Here is a 26294-nt window from a genome sequence, read left to right as displayed (position 1 = left end):
AAATATTTTGGGGAATTTCAATACTTTTATTTTTGCTTATTACTCTTAGTACTTTTTTCATTAATTATTCTACTCCATAAGTTATTATTGTTGTCTTCCCTCAATTCACCCATTTTTTGCTTTACTTCTTTAGGCTTTTTATTGATGGAAAAATATTTGGTAATCCCTACATTTACACCCCATATAAAGTCATCATACTTTCCAACTTCTAAGCCATCCAAATTATCAGTAAGTATATGTTTGTAATTTACAGAAGCTTGTATCCCTAATTTATTAGTTATTAAATGCTCTATACCTAATTCTATTTTGGCATGGGGATAGAAGTATTCCCAATACTTAATATCATTATCGAAATCATTTTTAAGCTCTTTTACCGTACCGGCACCTACGTATAAGTAGGGTGTTGTAATATGGTAGTTCAGAAGTTTATATTTTAATCCAATGTCTGCATATCCAACAGTAGTAGTGAATGCATCTTTAGCACCTATTTCATGCGCTCCAATACTTGACATCAAAGTAAATCGGGAATTAGAAGAGTATTCTAAATTCAGTTCCCCACCAGCAAAAGGTTTAGCTTTAACATAATCACCTTGGTAGGAGCGAGCAGTTGCATTTAGTCCTACTCCAAATGTTGCTCTTCTATTTTGTGTATTAATACCGAAAGCATCGATATTAGTGTTTTCATTTCGTTCATTTTTATATTCAGTTATAACAGCTGACTGAAGTTCAGATTCATCCAAAAGCTGCCATAAACTTTCCTCTACACCTTCAATTATTAATCCTATAACTGCTTTTTCAATTGCTTCTTTTACAGCCATCTCGCCTGGTTCATTATACGTATAACCCATCTCAGCTTCTAACAATCTTCTTAAACTTACGAACCTAAATACCCCTACATCTATTTGTTGAGAAAGGATAGTTTTCGAAGTATAGATAGTTTTTAATATTCTACCGGTGCTTGTAGAAACTGCTCTTAAATATATAGTCACTCTATCTTCTCTATACTCACCTGAACTACCAGTACCAAAGTATCTGACCCCTGCACCACCGGTTTTGATATTGCTATCATAAGATACTATTCCCCCTTCAATGATAATACCTGCAAAAATCAGTGGGGGTAATAGCTGGTCTTTTTGATCAGTATAGTTTGCCCTACTTGAGCGAATAATCTTTCTTTCGTTTAATAGATTGGACAAACCCTCTCTTTCTATTGGAATAAACCATCCGGATTCCTCCATTGCTCTCAGTAGGATAGAAGTAGCACCTTGGGTTACCGCAGTGGACCAACTTGCACCAGTTTGAGATTCTTTATACTGGCCAGTCTGATCTCTAAATTTATATACCGCAGCTACAATTTTTTCTTTAGGTTCTGGAAGCTTAGTTAATTCTTTATAATGTTGAGTTTCAGCACCAAGTCTAGCTTCTTTTACTCGCATTGGCTCATACAAATAATTCGTACATGCAGAAAATATAAGCATCGATGTTATTAATAAATAATATGTGAGATGTATAGTTTTCATTATCTATAATTTAATAGTAGGGTACTATAATCTGTGTTTCTGCTCCATCTGTAGTATCAAAAATTGTAATATTAATACCTTCAATGCTTGATAAAATCTCAATTTGAAAGCTTCCTATTTCAAATGTTCCATCCTGTATACCTTCCTCACCAAAAAGATTACTAACAAGTTCTCTAGATAGTTGAGAAAGAATTTGACGATTTATGCTGTTTTCGAAGTCAGATAAAGGATCTTGTTGAAATGAAGGTATGTCTGATTCCTCCTTAAAATCATTCTGTTCTGATGCAGAGCTTAGCAGCCATTGATAATTAAATGTATCACCACCAAAAGCCGGATTTATTGGTTTATAAACAAAATCTTGTGATAGACCCATGTTCATTGCTCCGAATAAAATAAATAGTATTGCAATTAGCTTTTTCATGATCATTGATTTTAAAATATTCCACTTCCTTTAATGTCTTCTCCTTCTAATGATTTAAGGATCTCTCTATAGTTATTTATAAAACCTTGCGTTCTTTCTCTGGCTATTTCAGCAATTGATTCTAAATAATCATATCTTGCTTGAAGGGGCATTTCAAAAATCAGCATATCATTTACTTTAATACTGATTTGTGTCATATTACCTCTGAGAGGTTTTTCTTTAATTACAATGATAAATGCTTGGTTTGATTGATCTGGCCATACCCATTTACTATAAAACAGTTCATGAAAATCATTACCGGCTTTGGTCATGGTTTCATTCACTATTAATTCATTGATTTCAATTTCTAATTGATCAATTTCTTCCACATTTTTAGGGGTGTCTTGTTTTAATAGAACTGCTGCTTTTAATTTTTGAATTAATAAGCTATCACCCTGAGCATTTAGAGTGCTTATAATCAAAAGGTTAAATAATATGAATGTTATCGTTTTCATTTCTCCCCCATTATTTGAATCAAAATTGGCTCAGTATGGCCTTTTTATCAATGATAGAGATCATTTGTCATCATGATTGTGTGCTTAATAGCTTATGATAAAGATTAAGTATTGGATTGATTTAGATTGTAACTAAATCATTCATTTATTAGAGTGATAAATATTTCATTTTCCACTGACCGCCATCATGGTTTGAGTAATCATAAGTCATTATTTTTATATTAAAATCAATAAGATGGCAGAGGTTATTACACATACTAAAGAATTTTATGAATCATTGGCGTCCATTTTTTATTCGATGGTTGTAGTGGATAATAATGTGAATAAAAATGAAAAATTGCGCATTAAGGCATTGGTAGATGAACATTGGTCAAATGATAATAAAATTAAAAATAGCGAAGAGATCATATTTAATAAACTAAATCAATTATTTACAGGGAATTATGACAAGGAATCAGCTTTTTTTGATTTTAAACGGTATTTTATAAATCATCCGGAAGAATTCAATGATGAATTAAAATTTCAAATATTGAAAGATGTAGACAGTATAAGCATGGCATTTTCAAGAAGAAACAAATCTGAAAGTATCTTAAATAGCCAGCTATATTTTCTATTATTTAAATCTCATGGTTTGTTTGATAGCGACATTACAAATTGATAATATTCATTTTTAATTCTGATGTAAGTCAGTGTTTTTCAATTTTTATAAGCCTACTTTTAATGATGTCAAAATAACCAATTCATTTATATTAATTAATCTAAAGGTTTAAATGGTTAGGTGAAATTTTGATACTTTAAATTAGGATAAAAATGAAAACCTTAGCACAGAATAGGAAAGTACAATGGTTGAATTTCTTTCAATACGTGTTTTTTATATCTATAATTCTCTATTTAGGTCGCTCATTATTCATTCCTTTAACTACAGGATTACTTATTAGCTTCATACTCTATCCATTTTGTCGTTGGCTCGAAAATCATAAAATACCTAGAATAATCTCAATCCTAATTGGATTAAGCGTATTCTTTCTCATTAGCCTGTCTTTTATTGGATTGTTGATTTATCAATTTTCAAAATTCATGGAAGAGTGGCCGCAGATAAATGAAAAATTAGTGCTATTGATAAACGAATTAGAAACGAATATCAGTAGTTCTAAGCTTCAGAAATTCATTGATCCTGAATTAGGCTTAATTGGAAGTATAACGGATTACATCAGTGTTCATTTGATTCCTGAGATTCCTTCCACTCTTTATAATTCATCAATCTCATTAGTTCTTTTTATCATAATCCCGATATTCTCGGCACTTATATTAATGTACAGAGAAGTTTTAGTAGCATTTTTGTATGAGATCTTTCCTGTGGCCGCTAAAAAATACATTGAAAAAATACTACCTGATGTAATTGTTACTTATTATAATTTTATTAAAGGAATGATAGTGGTGTATTTGATTGTAGGTGTTTTAAATAGTCTTGGCCTATTCCTAATTGGTATCCCAAATCCAATTTTCTTTGGATTCATAGCCTCTATTCTCACTTTTATACCCTATGTAGGAATCACAGTGGGAGCCTTACTTCCTATGGCCATTTCGTGGATTAAATTCAATTCTATCTTTTATCCGATAGGAGTAATAGTCGTTTTTACTATTGTACAAATTCTTGAGGCTAATGTTATTTTTCCATTGGAGGTAAGCCAAAAATTGAAAATAAATGCTTTGGTAACCCTTATTGTTATTGTAGCAGGAGGAATTATATGGGGCGCAATGGGAATGATATTGTTTTTGCCATTAATAGCCATCTTAAAATTAATAGCCGATCAAGTAAAAGAATTAAGAGCGATTTCTATTTTATTAGGTACTAAAAAGGATTTAGATCAAGATGCTTTTGAGAAAGGAAAGAGTTTGAATCAGAAATAAATACTTAAATTAAGAAAGAGAATAATCTAATGTTAATTGAAAGTTAAATGAACCAGCAACACAAAGGCTTAAATGATCATCAAATTCATCAAAAGTTAAAGGAATATGGTCCAAATGTGTTGGCTAGGGCTCATAAAATGAGTCCCATTAAAATCTTTTTAAGTCAGTTTAAATCCCCATTAATCATTATTCTAATTGTAGCTGCTATTATCTCTTTTTCAGTAGGGTTTTTACCTGATCAAGAATCAAAATTAGTGGATACAATTTTAATTTTAGTCATTGTTTTGCTTTCGGGAATAATGGGGTTTGTTCAGGACTATAACGCTGAAAAAACGATTGAAGCACTTCAAAATCTTGCATCGCCAAATTCGAGGGTAATAAGAAATGGAAAGGAAGAAGAAATCGATTCATCGGAAATTGTGCCAGAGGATATTCTTGTAATTGAATCAGGTGATATGATAACCGCTGATGTTGAGATTCTTGAAGCTTTTCAATTAGAAGTGGATGAATCTGTATTGACAGGTGAATCAAATTCAGTTAAGAAAAAGGAAGGTGATTTAGCTTTCATGAATACCTATGTTTTAGGAGGAAAGGCCACTGCTTTGGTAAAAGCCACAGGAATGAAAACTCAAATTGGAAAAGTAGCGGATAAGCTTGAAAGTCTTAAACGTGAAAAATCATCTTTTCAAATTGAATTAAATTCTTTAAGTAAAAAACTATCAATAACCGCCTTAATTATTACTATAATAATTACTTTAATTGGTATTCAGAAATTTGGTTTATATGATTCATTATTGACAGCCATTTCTTTAGCGGTTGCAGCAATTCCTGAGGGATTGCCTGCTGTGGTTGTACTTGCATTGGCAGTTGGCTCTAAAATAATGGCGAAAAGAAATGCTCTCATTAGAAAATTAACTAAAGTAGAATCAATAGGGGCAGTCAATATTATATGTACTGATAAAACGGGTACCCTTACAAAAAATGAGATGACCATCACTCATTTATATTTCAATAATACAGTACATGAGGTGAGTAAAAATAGTTTTAAACCTCAGGAAAATGAGGAAGGTAAAATGCTCATGAAATGTGCTTATACTTGTAATAATGCAAGTGTATCCAAAGATGAATTGGGACAACAAAAATATTTTGGAAGCCAAACTGAAATAGCGTTAAAGAAATATTCAGCTAAACATTTAGATGAAAATTTCGAGAACTCTTTTTCCAAAACACAGGAAATATCATTTAGCTCAAAGCGTAAAATGATGTCGGTAGTGGTTGAAGATGAAAGTCAAAAATCTTTCGCATTTTCAAAAGGTGCACCTGAAGTATTAATAGAAAAATGTAGTTTTATCATGCTAAATGGTAAAATTGAAAAGCTTACTGAATCAATCAAGCAGGAAATCAATCAACAAAATAAAGATTTTGCCAAAAAAGCTCTAAGAGTATTAGGATTTGCTTTTAAAGAGGATATCACACATTCATCTGATGCAGAAAAAGATATGGTTTGGTTAGGATTACAAGCCATGATAGATCCACCAAGACCAGAGGTTTATGATGCTATTTCAGATTGTAAGACCGCAGGTATCAGGGTGATTATGATAACGGGTGATAATCCTATTACAGCGGCAGCAATCGCGAAAGAAGTAGGCTTAGATTCAAATCATGTATTAGAAGGAACCGACATTGATGAAATGTCCGATGAGCAATTAAATAAAGCCCTTAATGACCAAACTAATATATTTGCCAGAACAACCCCTTTCCATAAACTAAGATTACTTGAATTATTAGAGGAAAAAAATACAGTTGCTATGACGGGTGATGGCGTTAATGATGCTTTAGCAATAAAGAAAGCAGCTATAGGTATTGCAATGGGTAAAAAAGGAACCGAGGTAGCCAAACAAGCAAGTGATATTATTTTATTAGATGATAATTTTAGTACTATCACAAATGCCATAAAGCAAGGAAGAACCATTTTCTATAATATTCGCAAGTTTATTAACTATTTATTAACCTGCAACTTAGCTGAAGTTGGAATTATTTTTACTGCCACGGTCTTTTTTTCCTTAGACGAACCTCTTTTATATCCAGTTCAATTATTATGGATTAACCTTTTAACAGATGGTTTAGTAGCCTTAGCATTAGGGGTGGATCCATCAGCAGAAGATGTTATGAAAGAGGCACCAAGAAAGCTTAATGAACCTATAATCGATAAAAAAACGGCATGGCTAATAGTTAGTATAGGTATTAAAATGGCCGCTTTATTAATTATAGTATTCATATTTGTTTTACCAATGGGAATAGAAAGGGCTCGAACTACTTTAATTACAGGTGTTGTAGTTTTTGAGTTTGTAAGAATAGGTGCTATTCGTTACCAAGAAAAAATAGGTTGGTTCGCCAATAAATGGTTAGTGATGGGATTAATCATTTCATTAGTGCTTCATGTAGCATTAATATACTCCCCTCTAAATAGCTTTTTCTATTTAATCCCAATAGGTTTAAAGGAATGGGGCATAATATTATCTGGAGCTATAATAGGATACTTATTCGCTATTTCCATCACTTCAATTATCATGAAAACTGTAAAAACTTAATGATTTACATCATCCTTCACATTGATTCATGACATAGGAAATAACTCTTTAAATTTTGATTTTTGAATATACCAAAGGTAGTACCATTGGTAGGGAAAAAAGTTAAAATTAAATATTAAGGTCATGGATTTTGTTAGAAACACTGAAAGCTTAGAGGTCTATTCGCAATACTACATTGAGGCCGAGAATTGGAAATCAGATATTGAGTTTTATATAATAGAACACAAGTTTATGAGTACGCTCATCAATAAATACTTTACTTTTTTAATTAGCAAAGAATATCTAGATGAAACTCAAGATATAGTCCTTCGACTAAGTAAATTAGAAAATATTGGCAAGGATTTAATCAAAGATGTTGAAGACTTTATGCATGGTGTAAAAACCAATTTGACTAAAGATGATCAAATGTTTTACAAAAGACTTAATTCTGAAAAAGAGAAGTTGGGTAGAAGAGTTGAAGCCTTTTCTCATATTTTTAAACATATAAAAACAGATGTGTTTAAAATCACTGAAAAAATTCTAGGGAATGAAAAGGTCAAAAAACTTATTAGCGCTGTTCATTAAATGTTATTAATCTGCTGCAATGGATTTAGTTATTTATCATAATTATCAATCAGTTATTGATAAAATTGAGGCATACATTAAAGTGCTTAGAGAAAATGAACTCAACTATGATTCTCAGGAATTACAATCATTGGGATTAAAGCATAAAGATCAAATACACTCAGCAATTGAAAAAACACAGCAGATTTTATACTTAGCAGGTGAGGACCTAAATTTCCATATCAAAATTTACTATGTCGATAAGAATGGAGTGTTGTCAAAAGCATGGCGACTCTCCAAATTAGCCTATACACTTTGTTTGTTGAAAGCTGATGTTTTTGATTATGAAGGTGCAAACTTACAAACGTTAATGGCTAATAAAATTTCGAATTTATTTTTAGATAAAGATCGATTTAAAAGCAGAAAATATAAAAGCTCTACTTTCACATAACTTTTATAATGTTAAATACTCAAAACCATGCGTTACTTTCTCACTTTTTTAATAGTCTTCTTCATAACAATTGATAAGCTTGAACTATACGCTCAAGATGAGAAAACAGAATTCAATCTAAACGAAGTTTTTAACAATAATGAAGAATTAGAAGCTCTTGCTTTATATCCAAATGATATAAGAGCAGCAATATTAGAATTATCCACACATCCTGAATTAATAGTAAAACTAGGTTTAATTCAAGAAAAAAGTCAAGAAGCTTTTCAGGAAATTATTTCTACTGAAACAGAAGAAGTTCAAAAGAATTTATGGGAACTCTTGAGGTATCCTGGTTTGGTGGAAGATTTAGTTGAAGGAGGCCCTAAAAGTAAAATAGAACTTAAAGATATAACAGCCTCTTATCCTGAAGAAATCAATGATATTTCAATGGAAATAGGGGTTGGGCAATATGATAAATTAGTAAGCATAAATCAAATAGATCAAGAAGTAAACCACACCTTAGAGGTACTATTGAAACAATATGATGATGATACAGAGGAAAAGGTTAAGCTATTACTTATGTTTCCTGAAGTACTACATATTATAGTAGATAATCTTGATGCCGCAGTATTAGTAGGGAATGAATATCAGAGAAATCCTGCATTAGTGCTTTCCCAACTAGAGGATATGAAATTAGAGGTAGCACAAAAGCACCAAAAAGATATAGATGATTGGAAAAAAGGATTAGAAGAAGATCCTCAAGCTTTAGTTGAATTTGAAGAAGCTTCTCAATCTTTTCGTTCTGAAGAAGAAATATATGAAAATTATGATCCATTGTATCCTAACGCTTTAACTCCAGAGGAAGAACAGAATAAGGAGATTGAAAAAACTGAAGATGTGAATATAGAATACAATTATTATCCATATCCTTATTGGTATGGTTATCCTGTATGGTTTCCAAATGTTTACTGGTATAGATATCCCTATTGGTACCATTGGGGTTATTATTACGGACCAGAGCAATCAATCGTAATACTAGGCTTACCTTCATATTACTATTTCTACTGGTATTTTAATTTTCCTACTCATTATTACCGTTATCCTTATTTATCGAATTACATCATTAGATATTATCGATCTCGTATCTCAAGAAGTTCAACTAGCAATAGTTTGGATCGATCCGTTGAGCACTGGAGAACTAGCTCTAGGAGCAGAATTCCAAATTCTATTTTAGAAGAAGACAATGATAGAATAAGAATCGAAAAGATTAGAGAATATGGAAGATTTGAGCAAGATTATCAGAGAAGAATAGAACGTAAACCTAATAGAGTAGTAACAAGAGAACAGTTCTTAAACCAAAATAGTAATCGTTATCGCTATTTATCAGGTCAAACCAGAATCATAAAAGATAATGAAACCAACAGAACGATACGCACACAAACTACAATAAGAAGTTCATCACCAATTCGATCCAATACTTTCAATCGAGCTAGAGACATACATCAGAGAACATGGCAGAGATCAATTCCTTCTCGAAGTGGGGCATCAATCCCAAGCTCACGCTCCAGAAGTACATCAACAAAGCGAGGTCGAGATAATTAATAACATTTCAGTATTAATTTTATATTTCGTTATTCTTGACCCATTCTAAAGATGATCAAAATCATCTGTAAGCTGCATTTGAATCATTTCAAACTAGTGATTTAAGTACTAATTTTAATTAAGATTTTAAACAAAAAGGTTATGAAAAAATTAGCTCTGGTGTTCATATCAATGTTATTCTTGATAGGCACCGCATTTGCACAGGATCAAGATCGTGATAGAAATCAAGATAGAGTCCATGATCATTATACCCTCAAAGATGGTAAAATGTATCAATTTAAGAATGGGGAGCAATTAATGCTTCAAAATCAAGTAAGACTTGAAAACGGTACTGTAATAAATCCTAACGGTACTTACCAATTACAGAATAGGGAAATGAAACAGCTAAGAGATGGTGAATGTCTTGATATGCTTGGTAAAAAGTACCGTAATCGTGAACATTTTGAAAAACAAATTAAACGACAAAGAGAAAGAGATATGAGAGTGAAAGAAAGAAATAAAAATCAAGAAAAGGGAACCAAAGAAAGAAAAGGGGGTGGAAAAGGCAATGGTAAAAACATTTAATGATAGACTATCCTAATACCATTCATAAATGAACTAACACCTCCATTTCTCTTGATATAAATTTTATTGTAGAGGAATGGAGGTATTTCAAATTCAAATTTATTTTATAAGCCTGCAATGATTTAAAACTATAAATTCAATTAAAAAAGATGAAAAAGACCCTTCTCATATTGCTTTTTGTATTAATGGTCTTTCCACTAATCTCACAAAATGAAACTTCAGGAGAAAAGTCTTATGTCAAAATCAATTTAAAATACAGTAGCGATTATGTTTTTATGGGTCGTACAGATTCTTTAGCTGCTCCTTATTTATCCCCATCGATTAGTTATTACCATAAAAGTGGATTCTATACCAGAGGATCTTTATCTTATCTTACTACAGCCGATCAAAATAGAATAGATCTCTCTATAGTGTCATTAGGCTATGATGCTACATCAAAAAATTTATATGGTGGTATAGGCTTGAGTGCTTACTTTTTCAATCAAGAAAGTTATGCTGTGCCCTCTTCATTATTTGGTTTTTTAGATGCCTATTTAGGGTATGACTTCTACTGGTTTGAAATAAATACTGATTTAAGTTTAGGTATGAGCGACAATATGGACGTTTTTACAGGAATTGAAGTGATTAGAATATTTTATCTATTTGATTCTAAATTATTAATTACCCCTTCTTTTTACACTAATGCCGCTACTCAAAATTATTATAATGAATACTACAATACACGAAATTCAAAAATGACGCTAGGGGGTGGTTTTACAAAGGGAAAAGGAGCTAATGGGAATATTAATAATGTAAATAATGTTCAAGAATCAGTTACTTTGGAAGAAGCTTCTAAATTTCAAGTTTTAGATTATGAATTTAGTAATTCAGCAACCTATAGATTGAAGAACTGGCGGATAAATGCTACAGCAAAATTCTTTATTCCTGTAAATGCTTCAACTGTTACAGCGGACGGGGAGACTGTTTATGAGGAAGAGTTAAATAATGTATTTTTTTATTCTTTTGGTATTGGCTATATAATTAAATAGTATGTAAAGATATGATTATTATTGTTTTCGGACTTCCGGGAGTTGGAAAAAGCTTTTTCGCCAAATCTTTAGCTCAAAAACTAAAAGCGAAATATCTTAATACAGATATCATTCGCAATGAAAAGTATGAGCATTTCGATTACAATGAACATAACAAAACGGATGTATATAAGCATTTGATCAATGAAATGTATAATTACGCCCATTCCAAAAAGGATTTAGTTTTAGACGGCACTTTTTACAAAAAAAGAATAAGAGAAGCCTTCTTGAAATTATCAAATGACTTAAATATTAAATTGAATTGGATTGAAATAACAGCAGATGAAGATGTGGTCAAAGGTAGATTAAGTGAAAAAAGAGAGCATAGTGAAGCTGATTATAATGTTTATCTAAAAATAAAAGAAGATTTTGAGCCCATCAATACGCATGAGTATTTAAGTTTAAAATCGACCAATTTTAATATGGATGATATGATAAAAAAGGCTATTGATTTTATAAATGATAAATAGCAGTTATGAATCGTTCTCAAATAGAACATTTAGTAAAAAATGGAAAATTTCCATCAGCATACAAATTTGTTGAGTTATTGGAAACGCACATTTCATGGGTAATTCTTTGTGATGAAATTGTTTATAAAATTAAAAAACCTGTCAAATTCGATTTTCTCGACTTTTCAACCCCTCAAAAAAGAGAATTTTATTGCCATGAAGAAGTCGTTCTTAACAGAAGGTTAGCAAAAGATATTTATCAAAGTGTGGTATATATTCATGATAATAATGGAAAGTTTGAAATCTCATTACAAGAACCTGAAAATACGATAGATTATGCAGTAATGATGAAGAAAATGGATCCTGATAAAAGAATGGATAAATTACTTCGGTCTAATAAAGTGAGTTTGGAGCAAATAGATCAAATTGCCAAAACACTAAAAGAATTCCATGATAAAACTGAAACGATATATGATATTCAACCCTTAGATTTAAAATCAAAATTCAATGATATAGATGAAATATCAGACTTCGTAAAAGAGTCTTTAGGTATCAAATACAAAAACATAATTAAAAATAGTATTCATAAATCAGATCAGTTCTTAAAGCAATATGAGGCCATAATTAAGTTACGTTCCGAATTAGGGTTAATTAAAGATTGTCATGGTGATTTACATTCAAAAAACATTTTCTTATTAGACGAACCTATTATTTTTGATTGTATTGAATTCAATCCATCATTCCGACATTTAGATATATTAAACGAATTAGCTTTTTTCTGTATGGATTTAGAAGCTTATAATCATCATGAATTAAGCCAATACTTTATGGTTTGTTATAATAAGCTAGAAGAAATAATTCATAGTAATCAGGAATCGCAATTATTCATTTATTATAAAGTCTATCATGCTAATGTAAGGGCCAAGGTAAGTGCAATGGAAGCCCAAAAGGCAAATTCAGATAAAATGGATAAAGCTGTAGAAGAAATAAAGCTATATCTGGATTTATTGAATCAATACATTTCTGAATTAGATTAAAATTTTAAAAAGTATACACAATAAACCCTACCTCTTTGGCTTAATATGTCCTTGAATTTACATGCCTTAGAAGGTAGGGTTTAATCGAAAACTAAAAACAATCATTTTCAATCTATAGCGATTGTTTTTTTATGATTTTTGATTGCTTCTTGTTTTTTAGGTACTGAAAGTTTTAAGATACCATCTTCATATTTTGCTTTTATTTTTTCAGTATCAATAGTATCTGGTAATAAAAATGATCTTGAAAAGCTATTGTAGCTAAATTCATGACGAGTGTAGTTTTCTTTCTTTTCTTCTACTTCATCTTCTTTTTCGCTACTAATAGTGAGATATCCATTGTCTACATTCACATCAAAATCACTTTTTTTCATACCTGGTGCAGCCAGTTCCACAGTGAATGCCTTATCGTTTTCGATTACGTTAGCCGAAGGCAAACGACTAAATCCATTATCCAAATCCAAAGAAGGAAGACGTACATCATCAAATAAATCATTAAATAATGTTGATGTACGGGACATGAGTGATGGTTTTTTCATTACAAGTGTCATTGCATTAAACATTTAGTTATTTGATACAATAAAGGAACAACTTTCCGAGCTTATTTGAAATGATAGCAGTCAAAGGCTAAAATGACTTTAATCATTGTAGTGTTAAAAATCTAAATTTCAGTTGGTTTAGAGTAAAATTTGCATTGATTGGATAGTGTACAAACAATGATTTATATCATATTGTCAAATGATTGACCTTATAACTTTTGTAAAGAATATTACTGAAATTTAATAATATTCAAATGAAAGTAAAAAATGTTGTCTAATACTGCCTATTGTAAACTAATATACCAATATATAGATGAAGGTATAATTGTTGTGAGTCAAGGGGGAAAAATTCTATGGGTAAATGAAAGTCTTGAGAAAATCTTCGGTTATGAATCAGGTGAATTATTAAATAAACCGCTAGATACCCTAATTCCAAAAGCTTTTATAGGAAGTCATGACCAAAAAAGAAAATCCTACATTAAAAATCCAATTCCCAGGCCCAGGCATCATAATTTAGAATTTGAAGGCATAAGAAAGGATGGTAAACCAATATGGTTAAAAATTGGCCTAAATAGTTTTGAAGATGATGGAGAAGTTTATTCAATAGCTCAACTTACCAATGTAACAGATAAAAGGCTTGCTGAAATTAATATGCAAAAGTATGCTGATAGAGCAAAACTATTTCTAAAGCTCTCGAAAACCATATTTCTTGAACTTGATCAAAAAGGCAATATTCAATTAATAAATGATGAAGGATGCCTAATTTTAGGAGTTTCTCAAGATGAAGCCGTAGGCCTAAATTGGTTTAATACTTTCATTTCGGATCATGATAGACCCAGAATAAAGCTACTATTTAATGAATTAATAAATGGTAGAATTAGTGATACTAAAATTGTGACCTCTTCTATTGAATCGAAATCAGGTGAAAAAAGGCTAATTCAGTGGCACAATACTGTAATAAAAAATCAGAAAGATAAAATAACAGGTACTTTAAGCTCTGGAATTGATATTACAGAACAAGAAGCATTGAAGAAGTCACAAAATAATATAGTTTTATTAGCTACCGAAAAAGAAAGAAAAAGAGTGGCTATGGAATTACACGATGGCGTGATTCAGACACTCTCTGCAGTATCTATGAATTTAAAATCAATAAAAGATGCCATCTTTACACTTCCTGAAAGCAATCAAAAAGCATTTGACGAGGGACTAAATTTAGTACTCAATACTATTTCAGAAATACGAGCTATTTCACATGATTTAATGCCATCGATTATTATTAATCATGGCTTAGAGAAAGCTTTAAATGATTTAATTGAAAGAACAACTGAGACCAATAATATTATGGTCAATTATCAATCAGACGGTTTAAGTAAAAGTTTAGATCAAATGTATGCGCTAAATATATATCGTATTTTACAAGAGCTAATTCAAAATACCATCAAACATGCTGAGGCTGATTCAATAAGTATCCAAATCCAAAAAATTGAAGAATTCATTCAAATTATTTATCAAGATAACGGTATAGGTTTTAACACTAACCTTCATCTTGGTAACTCTGAAGGAATGGGAATACAAAATATAAAAGCAAGAATTGATTCAATGAATGGAGATATTACCATTGAATCATCCAAAGGAAAAGGTGTCATAATAATGGCATCTCTGCCTATAACAGATAAGATTTTGATGGAACAAACCGTAATTTGAAAAAGTCGTATTAGATTATAAATAAGGGCTTATCACTGATGATTAATAAAAATCAAGTTAATGTATTTTTAGTAGATGACCACCAAATTGTTAGGAATGGTATCCGTGCATTATTAAGCGATAATGAAAATATTAACATAATAGGAGAAGCTGCTAATGGAAAAGAAGCTATTCCTTCCATACAGGAAATTGCTTCAAAAATAAAGGTGGTTATAATGGATATATCAATGCCTGAAATGGATGGAGTAGAAACGACTAGATATCTTAAAAAACATTTTCCGAAATTGAATGTATTGGCTTTATCCATTCATGATGATGAACCCTATATTGTAAGTATGTTAGAGGCGGCAGCATTAGGTTATATCCTAAAAACAACAGAAAAGAAAGAATTAATTCAAGCTGTTTGCAGTGTTGCAAAAGGAAAAAGTTATTTTGATAAGGAATCTTCTGTGAAATTAGCCCATCATTTTACCTCAAAAAATAATACAAAAGAGAAAAGCAAACCAACGTCTTTTATTCATTTAACAAATAGGGAAAAAGAGGTTTTAACCTTAATAGCCGCGGAATTTACCAATACTGAAATAGCAAAAAAACTGTTCCTAAGCCCTAGAACGGTGGATAGTCATAGAAGAAACCTACTTCAGAAACTTAACGCGAAAAATACTGCAGGATTAGTCAAGTATGCTTTAACGCATACTCTTTAATTCTTATACTCTAGGTGTTTTCACCTAGATAGAATTCAGCTTTTTACGTCTATCATCTAATTAATAGATATGGTATTTTTATATCATAATCCCAATAAAATACCATAGAGATGAAAAATGATGTAATACCCCATTTATCTATTGATAATGAGTTGTTTAAGATTACACATAATAGTTTTAATTCCCCTTTAAACTCTCTTATTCAATACGCGGAAGAATTAAAATTCAACAAAGGACAAATTTTGTTTAATGTTGGCAATATTGCGAGAGGATTTTACATGATTGATTCTGGTGAAATTAAAGTAAGTAAGTTTGGTGTAGACGGTAAGGAACAAATCATTAAAATCTTATCAAAAGGAGATTTCATAGGTCATGAAGCCCTTCTAAATGACCATAGATTTCATGAATATACAGAAGTTCTTAAGGATGCTGACATCTTATATGTTAGCGGAGAAGATTTTAAAAAAGTAGTTGACAATGATCCTGCATTGATGAATTTTTTGGTACAAGATTTATGTAATAGTCTCAATAAAGTTGAAGACAAGCTAGTTTCTTCAGCATACGAACCTGTCAGAGGAAGACTTGCAGCTATGCTATTAGAACTGAATACTATTTATGCTAAGGATAATAACTCCGAAATTACATTAAGTAGGGCTGATTTGGCTAAGTTAATTGGAACGGCTAAAGAAACTTCTATCCGTTTACTTTCTGAATTTAAATCGGAGAATCTGGTAGATTTACATGATCATTATATAATCATTAAAGACATGAAAGCCTTGAACCGGATAGCTCAGATGTATAAATAAATTTAGAAGCCTATCAATCTATATATAAGCAAGTCTGTATGTAAAGCTTTTGGGAAGCAAAGCATACAGACTTTTTAATTTCATCTCTGATTAATCAATATAGATAACCAATCTTATTTAGCTAAAACCTAAATAATTGAAATAAACAAGCCTTCCGACAAAGATCAACCTATTTACTGACTTATGTCAGTATTTACCTTAATAGCCTTTTGTAGATTTATTAGCATAATAAAACTACCTAAAATCATGGAAGAGCTATTAAAAACCAGACTAGAAAAAGCGGACGAATTACTATCGAAAGCCGAGAACGAATTATACAAACCAGAAGAGGATGTAGTGCCTTACAGCGTTTGTCAGAATGCATATCGAGCAGTTATAAATTATTTAGGTAGTTATTTAACCAAGCATGGTGAAGAATTTAAAGAAGCTACTCCAATAAAAGATTTATTAACTGCCTGCCGCAATATTGATCCTAATTTCAATGAACTTCATTTAGCACCTATGTATCACCCTATTCAAAGCGAAGATGTGTGGATGAATATGGATACAGCTAACAGCTTTGTAGCTATGGCTAAAAGAACCAAGAACATGATTATGGCTAGTCATTAATATCTAAAATTTAAAGTCATGAGTAAGAATATCAAAGCTAAATATCCTGGAATCCCTGCTGCTATGGATGGCAACTCTGCTGCCATTAGTTGTGAGCGTGAGTCGTCAGATGCTGCCGGTGCGTATCCAATCACACCCTCAACCCAAATGGGGGAATATTGGGCAGAAGAAGCAGCCAAAGGTCACTTAAATATATCTGATAAACCCTTAATCTTTATAGAACCAGAAGGTGAGCATGCTGCAGCAGCTGTAACGGCTGGTCTTTCTATGACGGGTCAAAGAGCCGCTAATTTCTCTTCCGGACAAGGGATTGCCTATATGCATGAATCTTTATATGCAGCAGTAGGAAAGCGTCTTACTTATGTGTTGAACATTGGAGCCAGAGCCATGACTAAATCAACATTAAATGTGCATGCGGGTCATGATGATTATCATGCTGTTGATGATACAGGCTTCTTTCAAATGTTTGCTAAAAATGCCCAGCATGTTGCGGATTTGAATGTAATTGCTCACCGCATTGCTGAATTAGCACTTACACCCGGAATTATTGCTCAAGATGGGTTCTTAACTACTCACTTAATTGAAAGCCTAAAAGTACCAGAACGTGAGCTAATTAAAGAATATCTAGGAAGACCTGATGATATAATTGACACTCCAACTCCAGCTCAAAGAATTATATATGGAGAACAAAGACGAAGAATTCCTGAATTATGGGATGTTGATAATCCAGTTATGGCGGGTATTGTTCAAAACCAAGACTCCTATATGCAGAGTGTTGCAGCTCAAAGGCCATTCTTTTTTGATCATATAAAAGAGCTAAGTGATAGAGCATTTAAAGAATATGCAGAACTAACACACAGACAATATCAAAGAGTCATGACTTATAAAGTAGAGGATGCAGACTACTTAATATTAGGTCAGGGGAGTGTAGTTTCAAGTGCTGAAGTAGTAGCTGACTACTTAAGAAAAACGAGAAAACTAAAAGTAGGTGTATTGGATTTGGTTATGTTCCGTCCGTTCCCGGCTGATTTGTTGTCGAAATACATTAAAGGTAAAAAAGGAGTGGTGGTCTTGGAAAGATTAGATCAACCTCTTGCTGAGGATCTTCCCATTGCACGTGAATTAAGAGCCGTTATCTCAAAATGTTTAGAGAACGGAATTTCGAAGGAAGATAAATCCTATCCAGATTTAGAATCCTATCAACCTAAAGATGCTCCAAAAATTTATTCAGGTTCATTTGGTATGGGAAGCCGTGATTTACAAGCAGAAGGAATTATTGGAGCTGTTGAAAATATGTTACCTGATGGTAAGCATAAAAAGCAATTCTATCTATCAATAGATTTTATTCATGACCACCCATTTACACCGAAACAAAGAGAGTATCAAGAAACTATAGAAGCTGCATATCCTAAAGTAAAAGAATTAGCTGTGCATGGTTCTGAAAATCCTAACCTTATGCCAAAAGGAGCCACAACCGTCCGTTTTCATTCGGTAGGAGGTTGGGGCGCCATTACAACTGGTAAAAACTTAGCGATGACCTTGTATGACCTCTTAGGATATGATATTAAAGCAAACCCTAAATATGGATCAGAGAAAAAAGGACAACCTACAACCTACTATTTAGCAGCCGCACCAGAACCTATTAGAATGAATAGTGAATTCTATTTTGTAGATGTAGTGTTGTCTCCTGATCCAAATGTATTCAAGCATACAAATGCACTAGCTGGACTCAAAAAAGGGGGGTGTTTTATTATTCAGAGTGATAAAAACAATCCGGAAGAAGTATGGAATTCTATTCCTAAGCAATATCAAAAACTTATTGTAAAGAATGATATTCGAATTTTCTATATAGACGGATTTAAGATCGCAAGAGAAGAAGCTACTGATCCTGAACTACAGTTACGTATGCAGGGAATAGCCTTCCAGGGAGCATTCTTTGCCGCTTCTCCTTTAATGGAATCAGCAGGACTTAATGATAAACAGCTGTTAAAAGCAATTGAAGATCAATTGCAATCCAAATTTGGTAGCAAAGGACAAAGAGTGGTGGATGATAATATGAGAGTGGTAAAAAGAGGCTTTACAGAGGTTCATGAAATCACTGAAAAAGTTGTTCAAAATGGTTCAGGCAATAAATCGAAAGCTGAAGTTGGAGTACCTCTTCCAATGATGTTAAAAGACACACCAAAGAGTAAATCTAAATTGAGTGATATCCATCGATTTTGGGAACAAACCGGTAATTTCTATGCTCAAGGTATGGGTAGCGATAATCTTACCGATCCATTTATTGGATTGAGTTTGATGCCTGCTGCATCCTCAAACTTCAGAGATATGACAGGAATACGTTTTACTCACCCTGAGTGGAATGCAAACAACTGTACTGCTTGTGGTAAATGTTATACTGCATGTCCTGATACTGCTATACCAGGCTTAGTGAGTGACTTAAAAGATGTTCTAGATACTGTAGTAAAGAGAGTTAAGAAAGAGCACGATAATGTAAAACACCTTCAGAAAGCAGTACGCAGCATGGAAGGAAAAATTAGAGCCAGATTTAATAGTGCATCAAATGGTGCCACTGTAAATAATTATTTACAGGATGCGATAGCACAAATGATAGAGGATCATAAAGAAGAAACTGATCTTGTGCAAGAATTAGGTTGGTTTAAAGAAGAATTGGGTGATTTTCAATTTGCACTTACTCGACCATATTATCATTTAAACGAAAAGAAATCACCTAATAGCGGTGGATTATTCAGTATCACTATTAATCCAAATGCATGTAAAGGTTGTAATGAGTGTATTCAGGTTTGTGATGATGACGCTTTGAAAGCAGTAACTCAAACAGAGGAATCAGTAGCTAACTTAAGAAAGAATTGGGATCTATGGAATGATTTACCCAATACACCAGAGAAATACAATCGAATAGATGATCTGGAGGCTAAAATTGGTCCTTTAGAAACCTTGTTGCTTAATAAGGAAGCCTATTCAAGTTTTTCAAGCGGAGATGGAGCCTGCTTAGGTTGTTCAGAGAAATCCGTAGTCCATTTATTTATAGCAACAGTAGAATCATTGATGCAGCCACGCATCAAAAAACACATTACAAAACTTGATGAATTAATTGAAAAGTTAGAACAACGTATTCAAGCTAAACTAATTGAAACGGTAAATATTAATGATACTGAAGCGATAGAAAGAATTTTAAAGGATTCTAATGATACAGATCTTAGCATGTCTGTTATTACTTCAAAATTAGAAGCCGAAAATGGAAGCATACCAATCGACCAGGACTGGCTAGCTGAAACCACCCATTTGTTATCGCAATTAAAAAGATTGAGATGGAAATATACAGAAGGCAATACCGGTAAAGGAAGATCCTCAATGGGGATGACCAATGCCACAGGATGTACTTCTGTTTGGGGAAGTACCTATCCATATAATCCATATCCATTCCCTTGGGCTAATCATTTATTTCAGGATTCTACCTCTATGGCAATGGGTATTTTTGAAGGACATATGGCAAAAATGGCAGAAGGATTTGTAGCCATAAGAAAAGCTGAATTAGAATTAGCTGGAAAATATGATCCAGAGGATAATAAAGACTTCTTCACCTATTTCAACTGGCATCAATTTACAGATGAAGAGTGGCTGCTTTGCCCCCCAGTTGTAGCATTAGGTGGTGATGGTGCCATGTATGATATAGGTTTTCAAAACCTTTCTAGAATGATGGCATCAGGAAAACCAATTAAAGTCATCACTGTCGATACTCAGGTATATTCAAATACTGGCGGTCAAGCATGTACCTCAGGCTTTATTGGGCAGGTATCTGACATGGCTCAATATGGAAAAGTATGGAAAGGTAAACCAGAGCCTAGAAAAGAAATAGGACTTATCGCAATGGCGCATAGAAACACTTATGTGATGCAATCTAGCCTTGCGCATACCAGTCATATGATAGAAGGTTTCATAGATGGATTAAGTACCAAAAGACCTGCTCTATTCAATCTTTATACTACCTGCCAGCCAGAACATGGTGTGGCAGATGATATGGGTGTACATCAAGCTAAATTAGCTGTTGAGTCTAGAGCTTATCCACTCTTCAAGTATAATCCTGATTTGGGAGTGAAGGTAGAGGAAGCACTAGATCTTAAAGGAAACCCGGCTATTGATCAAGATTGGCCTTCATATGAATTGAAATATGAGGAAAATGGGATTCAGAAATCAATGGAAGTACCGATGACTTTCGCAGATTTTGCAATTACTGAAGCTCGTTTTAGAAAGCATTTTAGAAATGCTCCAAGGAATAGTTGGAATGATAAAATGCTTATGCTTTCTGATTTCTTAAATCTAGAAAAATCAGACAGAGAAGATAAATTTCCATACATATGGGCTGTAGATCGTAATAATCAGCTGAGCAGAGTATTGGTAGATAAAACCATAGTAGAATCTTGCGAGGAAAGAAGAGATTTCTGGATAATGCTACGTGATTTATCAGATTATGAAGCTAAAATGGATACTACTTCTGAAGTTGATCTTGAAAGTAAAATCAGATCTGAAGTAGTTCAGAAAATCACTCAAAAATTGATGCAACTAGCCTCAGGTAATGGGGATGTCAAAATTGATCCCAGTATAAAACCAATTGCAGTTACTGAATCAGTTGAATTAAATCAATCTAATGTTCATGAGCAACAGACTGCTGTAGCAGTTAAGGAAGAACCTAAAACTGAAACAGCACAAAAAGAAGAAGATCCAATTCCACAGCAAGAAGCAGGGATGGAACCTTGGCTTGAAAGCGATGAGTGTACATCATGTGATGAATGTATCAATTTAAATCCAAAGATTTTCGCCTACAATGAAGATAAAAAAGCCTACATCAAAGATCCTATTGGAGGCCCATATTCGGATTTAGTGGTTGCTGCTGAAAAATGTACGGCTCAGGTGATTCATCCTGGCTTACCGAAAAATAGGGACGCTAAGGATATCGATAAATGGATTAAAAGAGGTGAAAAGTATAATTAATCATAATCATGCTACTAACTCAAAATACCTTCAAGCATGGAATCCATCCACCAGAAAATAAGGATGAAACCAAAGGATTGCCAATAAGACAATTTTCCTTTGCACCCTTATTAATTTTGCCTTTATCTCAACACATTGGTAAAGCTGGGAAAATAGTGGTGCGTGAAGGACAAGAGGTAGTAAGAGGTCAGTTATTAGCCGAATCAGATGGTTTTCTTTCAGTGCCCTTACATTCACCTGTAAGTGGCACTGTTAAGAAAATCGCTAATGTTCCTACACTTTCAGGAAAAATGACACCCGGCATCTATCTCGAAAGCTTTCCTTCATCAACTCAAGAAATTATAGAAGGTGAAGCTGTTGATTTAGAAAGTGCAAGCGTAGATGAGATCATAAATGGAATTCAACAAGCTGGAATAGTAGGCTTAGGTGGCGCAGCATTTCCTACTCATGCTAAAATCAAAATTCCTGAAGGAAAACATTGCGATACCCTAATTATCAATGGGATTGAATGTGAACCTTATCTCACAACAGATCATCGGGTTATGCTTGAGCAAGATCAGGATATCTTTATGGGAATCAGGTATTTAATGAAAGCAACTCAAGCCAAAGAATGTATCATTGGAATTGAAGCCAACAAGCAAGATGCTGCGGATTACCTATCAGCAAAGCTACCAAAGGATATTCCTGTTTCAGTAAAAGTTGTACCGGTAAAATACCCACAAGGAGCTGAAAAAATGTTGATCACCGCACTACTTGGAAAAGAAGTTCCTTCGGGTGGTTTACCAATTGAGGTTAATGCTGTAGTAGTAAATGTTGCCACTACAGCAGAAATCGGAAGACTATTACCACATGGCAGAGGAATTCAAGAAAGAGTGATTACAGTCACAGGTCCTGGTGTAATAAATAAGGGAAATTATCTTGTGCCAATCGGAACGCCATTACGGTTTCTGCTTGATAGAGTAGGAGTAGATGAAAATATGAGTGAAGTATATATGGGAGGTCCCATGATGGGAATGGCTGTCGCTAATCTCGACATTTCCATTGTTAAAGGAACCTCAGCAGTAGTGGTTTTTACCAGCAAAGAAATAAACTCAAATCATAAGGTTTATCCATGTATTAAATGTGGAGCATGTGTAGATGCTTGTCCTTTGTCACTTAATCCATCAAAACTAGGGTTATTAGCAAAATTTGAATCCTACGATAAAATGGCAGCTGAATATCATTTGATGGATTGCTTTGAGTGTGGTTCATGCTCTTATGTTTGTCCTTCCCATATCCCATTAGTACAGTACTTCAGACTTTCAAAATCGATCATTCGAAAACAAAATGTGAAATCATGAAAAAGCAAAGTCTTCATATTAGCACTTCACCCCACCTTTCTCAAGGCACTAGTGTTGAGGTAATTATGAGAAATGTAGTCTATGCTTTGTTACCTTTATCATTCTATTCAGTATATGCTTTTGGTTGGAATGCAGCTCTTGTGATACTAACGGCTGTATTTTCAGCTGTTTTAACCGAACATGTTCTCAGCAAGCTTTCAAATAAAGAAAGTACCATAAGTGACTGGTCAGCAGTAATTACAGGACTACTACTTGGCCTAACTTTACCCCCAATATTTCCATTATGGATGACCTTTTTAGGAGGAGTAATTGCTATTGCAATGGGTAAGTTTCTTTTTGGTGGTTTAGGATATAATGTATTTAATCCTGCATTAGTGGGGCGAGCAGTACTACAAGCTGCCTTTCCTGTTGCTATAACCACCTGGCAAGATGCTTTTTCAATTGATCGATTTACATCCGTTAATTCTTCAATCTGGGCTATGCCATTTATGATGCCCGTAGTGGATGGTACTTCTGGAGCAACGCCCCTGTCTGCCTTCAAATTTGATGGTGTAGTTACTGATACAAGCGATTTAGCTATGGGGCTAGTCAGTGGTTCAGCAGGAGAAACTAGTACTATCTTAATACTTTTAGGTGGGCTCTATTTAGTAATCAGAAACTTTATGAATTGGAAAATCCCGGTTTCTATACTACTAACAGTATTTATTTTTAGTGGGATTCTCTACTCAATTAATCCAGAATTATATCCATCACCAGGTTTCATGATATTTTCTGGGGGCTTAATGTTAGGGGCGGTATTTATGGCTTCAGATATGGTGGCCTCACCCATTACTACCCTAGGTGTAATTGTGTATGGTGTAATCATCGGAAGTATGATTGTAATTATAAGAATATGGGGTGGTTTACCAGAGGGTGTTATGTATGCCATTTTATTTGGCAATGCATTATCGCCTCATATTGACCGACTTATACAAAATAGAGTATATGGAACTTCATCTGCAAAATCATGAAAGAAACTACTCAAATAGCACCCACTAATAGTTTTAAAATGATTAAAGCGATGGCTTTGATTGGAATACTTTGTGGTCTTTTAATTGTATTAACTTATGAGGGTACGCTGGCAAGAATAGCAGACCTAAAGGAAAAAGCTTTACAGGAAGCAATCTTTAAAGTTCTTCCAGAAAGTACTCAAACACAGGCCTTTTCTTATAATGAGTCCTCATTTGATATAGCTTCAAAAGGAGATCAAAATTTAGTTTACGCTGGATATGATGAAAATGGAGAATTGATAGGACTTGCAATCGTTGCCTCAGGTCAAGGTTATGCTGATGTCATTAGAGTTCTATATGGTTATAGTATTGATAATCAAAAGATAATAGGTTTTTATGTATTAGAAAGTAAAGAGACTCCTGGCCTAGGAGATAAAATAGAAAAAGATCCGAGTTTCTTATCAAATTTTGAAGCATTGGATGCTAGCCTTAATGAAGCGAAATCAGCAATTCAAAATAAAATAATCACAGTAAAGAAAGGGGAGAAAGTAAACGAGTGGGAGATTGATGGTATTACTGGTGCTACAATTTCCTCAAGAGCCATAGGAGATATAATTGGAAAAAGTACTCAAAAATGGATTCCAATCATTTATAAAAATCAATCTGTTTTTAAAAAGTATAGAAATGAGCAATCTCAACAGTAATAATGAGCTATTAAAGAAAGCACCTACTTCTACAGATGAGTTTATAAAGGGCTTATGGAAGGAAAACCCTGTTTTTGTTCAAGTATTGGGAATGTGTCCTGTTCTTGCAGTTTCAAATACTGCTGCTAATGCAGTAGCAATGGGACTAGCAACTGCTTTTGTATTACTGATGTCTAATGTATTAGTATCCTTACTTCGTAATTTTATTCCAAAGCAAGTCAGGATAGCCTCCTATATTTTAATCATAGCCACTTTTGTAACCATAGTAGACTATAGCATTCAGGCTATAAGCGTAGAATTACACAAAAGTTTGGGAGCATTTATTTCATTAATAGTAGTTAACTGCTTGATATTGAGTAGAGCAGAAGCCTTTGCTTCTAAAAACACGGTAGGTAAATCTGTTATGGATGCCTTAGGCATGGGAATAGGATTTACTATTGCATTATTCAGCTTGGGAGCAGTAAGAGAAATCTTGGGAAATGGCTCCTTTTTCGGAATCACCCTTTTTCCTGAAGGTTTTCAAGATTGGGTGATCATGGTATTACCGGCTGGTGGCTTTTTCACTTTAGCTGCATGGCTTTTAGTATTTAATATCTATAAACAAAAAAGAGCAGAGTCATGAATTCAGAAAGCCTTTCCCAAATATTCATTAGCGCAAGTTTAGTTAATAACTTTGTGTTGGCCTATTTCTTAGGTATTTGCCCTTTCTTAGGAGTTTCTGGTAAAATTGAAACCTCTACCAAGATGGGAGCTGCCGTTACTTTTGTGATGTTAATTAGCTCAGTTTCAGCATATGCCATTCATGCCTTTTTAATAGCTATTGATGCTCCCTTCTTACAATTAATAAGCTACATAGTGGTAATTGCTTCCACAGTACAACTTGTAGAAATGTTAGTAAAAAAATTAAGCCCAGCCCTTTTCAAGGCATTAGGTATTTTCCTACCCTTGATTACAACCAATTGCGCTATTTTGGGGCTGGCACTATTTCAAACCAATAAAGGCTATGACTTATTACAAAGTGTAGTCTATGCATTAGGTGCTGGTGCGGGTTTTACGCTCGCACTTATTTTAATCTCAGGACTAAGAGAGCAATTAGATTTAGCTGATGTACCTAAGGTCATCAGAGGAACTGTTTTAACTCTTATAGTAGCAGGTATATTATCACTGGTTTTTATGGGTTTCTCAGGTTTAGGAGGTAAATAAAATGAAGAGATGATATTAAAATATTCGATAGCGGTACTCGCCATAGCGGGTTTAATG

The 26294-nt window shown here is 33.3% G+C and carries 24 protein-coding genes; 20 read left to right on the top strand and 4 right to left on the bottom strand.

What is annotated here, in order from left to right:
- Nucleotides 1-26: 26 nt before the first annotated feature.
- The 3 genes from QYS47_RS10320 to QYS47_RS10310 are packed head-to-tail and all read right to left on the bottom strand — an operon-like array spanning nucleotide 27 to nucleotide 2435.
- The gene (locus QYS47_RS10320; RefSeq protein WP_322345960.1) at nucleotides 27-1520 is read right to left on the bottom strand and encodes a CsgG/HfaB family protein; all 1494 of its coding nucleotides are present in this window, start codon (nucleotides 1518-1520) and stop codon (nucleotides 27-29) included.
- 10 nt (nucleotides 1521-1530) lie between these two features.
- Nucleotides 1531-1941, bottom strand: coding sequence for a curli production assembly/transport component CsgF (locus QYS47_RS10315; protein WP_302100742.1), 411 nt, complete (start codon nucleotides 1939-1941; stop codon nucleotides 1531-1533).
- A gap of 11 nt (nucleotides 1942-1952) precedes the next feature.
- Nucleotides 1953-2435: a CsgE family curli-type amyloid fiber assembly protein gene (locus QYS47_RS10310; protein ID WP_322345958.1), complete on the bottom strand. Its 483-nt coding sequence runs from the start codon at nucleotides 2433-2435 to the stop codon at nucleotides 1953-1955.
- Between the two features lie 235 nt (nucleotides 2436-2670).
- On the opposite strand from QYS47_RS10310, the gene QYS47_RS10305 reads away from it, so the two are divergent.
- The 10 genes from QYS47_RS10305 to QYS47_RS10260 all read left to right on the top strand — a co-directional run bounded on the left by QYS47_RS10305 (nucleotide 2671) and on the right by QYS47_RS10260 (nucleotide 12629).
- Entirely contained in the window at nucleotides 2671-3093 is a 423-nt protein-coding gene (locus QYS47_RS10305; RefSeq protein ID WP_322345956.1) for a hypothetical protein, read from the top strand.
- A 152-nt stretch (nucleotides 3094-3245) separates the two neighbouring features.
- Complete coding sequence (locus QYS47_RS10300) at nucleotides 3246-4346, top strand: AI-2E family transporter (protein ID WP_322345954.1); 1101 nt, start codon at nucleotides 3246-3248, stop codon at nucleotides 4344-4346.
- 47 nt (nucleotides 4347-4393) lie between these two features.
- Nucleotides 4394-6937 carry a cation-translocating P-type ATPase gene (locus tag QYS47_RS10295; RefSeq protein WP_322345953.1) on the top strand — a complete coding sequence of 848 codons (2544 nt, stop codon included), beginning with the start codon at nucleotides 4394-4396 and terminating at the stop codon, nucleotides 6935-6937.
- 123 nt (nucleotides 6938-7060) lie between these two features.
- Nucleotides 7061-7501, top strand: a complete 441-nt coding sequence (locus QYS47_RS10290; RefSeq protein WP_322345952.1) for a hypothetical protein — start codon at nucleotides 7061-7063, stop codon at nucleotides 7499-7501.
- A 19-nt stretch (nucleotides 7502-7520) separates the two neighbouring features.
- Nucleotides 7521-7931, top strand: coding sequence for a hypothetical protein (locus tag QYS47_RS10285; protein ID WP_322345950.1), 411 nt, complete (start codon nucleotides 7521-7523; stop codon nucleotides 7929-7931).
- Between the two features lie 27 nt (nucleotides 7932-7958).
- Nucleotides 7959-9512 (top strand): hypothetical protein, encoded by a 1554-nt coding sequence (locus tag QYS47_RS10280; RefSeq protein ID WP_322345948.1) that lies wholly within the window; start codon nucleotides 7959-7961, stop codon nucleotides 9510-9512.
- A gap of 141 nt (nucleotides 9513-9653) precedes the next feature.
- Nucleotides 9654-10076: a DUF6799 domain-containing protein gene (locus QYS47_RS10275; protein WP_308356669.1), complete on the top strand. Its 423-nt coding sequence runs from the start codon at nucleotides 9654-9656 to the stop codon at nucleotides 10074-10076.
- A gap of 149 nt (nucleotides 10077-10225) precedes the next feature.
- Nucleotides 10226-11104 carry a hypothetical protein gene (locus QYS47_RS10270; protein ID WP_322345947.1) on the top strand — a complete coding sequence of 293 codons (879 nt, stop codon included), beginning with the start codon at nucleotides 10226-10228 and terminating at the stop codon, nucleotides 11102-11104.
- Nucleotides 11105-11115: 11 nt separating this feature from the next.
- Entirely contained in the window at nucleotides 11116-11613 is a 498-nt protein-coding gene (locus QYS47_RS10265; RefSeq protein WP_322345945.1) for an AAA family ATPase, read from the top strand.
- A gap of 5 nt (nucleotides 11614-11618) precedes the next feature.
- On the top strand, nucleotides 11619-12629 hold the full coding sequence (locus QYS47_RS10260) for a hypothetical protein (protein WP_322345943.1): 1011 nt from the start codon (nucleotides 11619-11621) through the stop codon (nucleotides 12627-12629).
- A gap of 107 nt (nucleotides 12630-12736) precedes the next feature.
- Here QYS47_RS10260 and QYS47_RS10255 read toward each other — a convergent pair whose 3' ends face one another.
- Nucleotides 12737-13147, bottom strand: coding sequence for an Hsp20/alpha crystallin family protein (locus QYS47_RS10255; RefSeq protein ID WP_322345941.1), 411 nt, complete (start codon nucleotides 13145-13147; stop codon nucleotides 12737-12739).
- 285 nt (nucleotides 13148-13432) lie between these two features.
- Here QYS47_RS10255 and QYS47_RS10250 point away from each other — a divergent pair, with 285 nt between their 5' ends.
- The 10 genes from QYS47_RS10250 to QYS47_RS10205 all read left to right on the top strand — a co-directional run bounded on the left by QYS47_RS10250 (nucleotide 13433) and on the right by QYS47_RS10205 (nucleotide 26237).
- Nucleotides 13433-14869, top strand: coding sequence for a PAS domain-containing sensor histidine kinase (locus tag QYS47_RS10250; RefSeq protein WP_322345940.1), 1437 nt, complete (start codon nucleotides 13433-13435; stop codon nucleotides 14867-14869).
- A 38-nt stretch (nucleotides 14870-14907) separates the two neighbouring features.
- Nucleotides 14908-15573 carry a response regulator transcription factor gene (locus QYS47_RS10245; protein WP_322345939.1) on the top strand — a complete coding sequence of 222 codons (666 nt, stop codon included), beginning with the start codon at nucleotides 14908-14910 and terminating at the stop codon, nucleotides 15571-15573.
- Nucleotides 15574-15683: 110 nt separating this feature from the next.
- A complete protein-coding gene (locus tag QYS47_RS10240) occupies nucleotides 15684-16379 on the top strand; it encodes a Crp/Fnr family transcriptional regulator (RefSeq protein ID WP_308356675.1) in 696 nt (231 codons plus the stop codon).
- A gap of 246 nt (nucleotides 16380-16625) precedes the next feature.
- Nucleotides 16626-16988 carry a hypothetical protein gene (locus tag QYS47_RS10235; protein ID WP_302100719.1) on the top strand — a complete coding sequence of 121 codons (363 nt, stop codon included), beginning with the start codon at nucleotides 16626-16628 and terminating at the stop codon, nucleotides 16986-16988.
- Between the two features lie 18 nt (nucleotides 16989-17006).
- A complete protein-coding gene (locus QYS47_RS10230; RefSeq protein WP_322345936.1) occupies nucleotides 17007-22001 on the top strand; it encodes a 2-oxoacid:acceptor oxidoreductase family protein in 4995 nt (1664 codons plus the stop codon).
- 8 nt (nucleotides 22002-22009) lie between these two features.
- Nucleotides 22010-23341, top strand: a complete 1332-nt coding sequence (rsxC, locus tag QYS47_RS10225) for an electron transport complex subunit RsxC (RefSeq protein ID WP_322345935.1) — start codon at nucleotides 22010-22012, stop codon at nucleotides 23339-23341.
- Nucleotides 23338-24351 carry an RnfABCDGE type electron transport complex subunit D gene (locus tag QYS47_RS10220; protein ID WP_322345934.1) on the top strand — a complete coding sequence of 338 codons (1014 nt, stop codon included), beginning with the start codon at nucleotides 23338-23340 and terminating at the stop codon, nucleotides 24349-24351. The genes rsxC and QYS47_RS10220 overlap by 4 nt, the downstream gene beginning before the upstream one ends.
- The gene (locus QYS47_RS10215) at nucleotides 24348-25034 is read left to right on the top strand and encodes an FMN-binding protein (protein ID WP_322345932.1); all 687 of its coding nucleotides are present in this window, start codon (nucleotides 24348-24350) and stop codon (nucleotides 25032-25034) included. The genes QYS47_RS10220 and QYS47_RS10215 overlap by 4 nt, the downstream gene beginning before the upstream one ends.
- Complete coding sequence (gene rsxE / locus QYS47_RS10210) at nucleotides 25015-25656, top strand: electron transport complex subunit RsxE (protein WP_302125229.1); 642 nt, start codon at nucleotides 25015-25017, stop codon at nucleotides 25654-25656. Before QYS47_RS10215 ends, rsxE begins: the two co-directional genes overlap by 20 nt.
- The gene (locus QYS47_RS10205) at nucleotides 25653-26237 is read left to right on the top strand and encodes an electron transport complex protein RnfA (RefSeq protein WP_302100706.1); all 585 of its coding nucleotides are present in this window, start codon (nucleotides 25653-25655) and stop codon (nucleotides 26235-26237) included. Before rsxE ends, QYS47_RS10205 begins: the two co-directional genes overlap by 4 nt.
- Nucleotides 26238-26294: the final 57 nt, after the last annotated feature.

This window comes from Marivirga arenosa, from assembly GCF_030503875.2.
GTDB classification, from domain to species: domain Bacteria; phylum Bacteroidota; class Bacteroidia; order Cytophagales; family Cyclobacteriaceae; genus Marivirga; species Marivirga arenosa.
Note: the sequence above shows the minus strand (reverse complement) of the source record. Positions and strands in the feature narration are given on the sequence as shown.

What these genes read in the sequence shown, in the direction of transcription:
- QYS47_RS10315 (WP_302100742.1), bottom strand. Translation starts at nt 1,941, where the DNA reads ATGAAAAAGCTAATTGCAATACTATTTATTTTATTCGGAGCAATGAAC.
- QYS47_RS10265 (WP_322345945.1), top strand. Translation starts at nt 11,116, where the DNA reads ATGATTATTATTGTTTTCGGACTTCCGGGAGTTGGAAAAAGCTTTTTC.
- QYS47_RS10300 (WP_322345954.1), top strand. Translation starts at nt 3,246, where the DNA reads ATGAAAACCTTAGCACAGAATAGGAAAGTACAATGGTTGAATTTCTTT.
- QYS47_RS10255 (WP_322345941.1), bottom strand. Translation starts at nt 13,147, where the DNA reads ATGTCCCGTACATCAACATTATTTAATGATTTATTTGATGATGTACGT.
- QYS47_RS10290 (WP_322345952.1), top strand. Translation starts at nt 7,061, where the DNA reads ATGGATTTTGTTAGAAACACTGAAAGCTTAGAGGTCTATTCGCAATAC.
- QYS47_RS10245 (WP_322345939.1), top strand. Translation starts at nt 14,908, where the DNA reads ATGATTAATAAAAATCAAGTTAATGTATTTTTAGTAGATGACCACCAA.
- QYS47_RS10220 (WP_322345934.1), top strand. Translation starts at nt 23,338, where the DNA reads ATGAAAAAGCAAAGTCTTCATATTAGCACTTCACCCCACCTTTCTCAA.
- QYS47_RS10230 (WP_322345936.1), top strand. Translation starts at nt 17,007, where the DNA reads ATGAGTAAGAATATCAAAGCTAAATATCCTGGAATCCCTGCTGCTATG.
- QYS47_RS10235 (WP_302100719.1), top strand. Translation starts at nt 16,626, where the DNA reads ATGGAAGAGCTATTAAAAACCAGACTAGAAAAAGCGGACGAATTACTA.
- QYS47_RS10320 (WP_322345960.1), bottom strand. Translation starts at nt 1,520, where the DNA reads ATGAAAACTATACATCTCACATATTATTTATTAATAACATCGATGCTT.
- QYS47_RS10285 (WP_322345950.1), top strand. Translation starts at nt 7,521, where the DNA reads ATGGATTTAGTTATTTATCATAATTATCAATCAGTTATTGATAAAATT.
- QYS47_RS10260 (WP_322345943.1), top strand. Translation starts at nt 11,619, where the DNA reads ATGAATCGTTCTCAAATAGAACATTTAGTAAAAAATGGAAAATTTCCA.
- QYS47_RS10205 (WP_302100706.1), top strand. Translation starts at nt 25,653, where the DNA reads ATGAATTCAGAAAGCCTTTCCCAAATATTCATTAGCGCAAGTTTAGTT.
- QYS47_RS10250 (WP_322345940.1), top strand. Translation starts at nt 13,433, where the DNA reads ATGTTGTCTAATACTGCCTATTGTAAACTAATATACCAATATATAGAT.
- QYS47_RS10275 (WP_308356669.1), top strand. Translation starts at nt 9,654, where the DNA reads ATGAAAAAATTAGCTCTGGTGTTCATATCAATGTTATTCTTGATAGGC.
- QYS47_RS10305 (WP_322345956.1), top strand. Translation starts at nt 2,671, where the DNA reads ATGGCAGAGGTTATTACACATACTAAAGAATTTTATGAATCATTGGCG.
- QYS47_RS10310 (WP_322345958.1), bottom strand. Translation starts at nt 2,435, where the DNA reads ATGAAAACGATAACATTCATATTATTTAACCTTTTGATTATAAGCACT.
- QYS47_RS10240 (WP_308356675.1), top strand. Translation starts at nt 15,684, where the DNA reads ATGAAAAATGATGTAATACCCCATTTATCTATTGATAATGAGTTGTTT.
- rsxC (WP_322345935.1), top strand. Translation starts at nt 22,010, where the DNA reads ATGCTACTAACTCAAAATACCTTCAAGCATGGAATCCATCCACCAGAA.
- QYS47_RS10295 (WP_322345953.1), top strand. Translation starts at nt 4,394, where the DNA reads ATGAACCAGCAACACAAAGGCTTAAATGATCATCAAATTCATCAAAAG.
- QYS47_RS10215 (WP_322345932.1), top strand. Translation starts at nt 24,348, where the DNA reads ATGAAAGAAACTACTCAAATAGCACCCACTAATAGTTTTAAAATGATT.
- QYS47_RS10270 (WP_322345947.1), top strand. Translation starts at nt 10,226, where the DNA reads ATGAAAAAGACCCTTCTCATATTGCTTTTTGTATTAATGGTCTTTCCA.
- rsxE (WP_302125229.1), top strand. Translation starts at nt 25,015, where the DNA reads ATGAGCAATCTCAACAGTAATAATGAGCTATTAAAGAAAGCACCTACT.
- QYS47_RS10280 (WP_322345948.1), top strand. Translation starts at nt 7,959, where the DNA reads ATGCGTTACTTTCTCACTTTTTTAATAGTCTTCTTCATAACAATTGAT.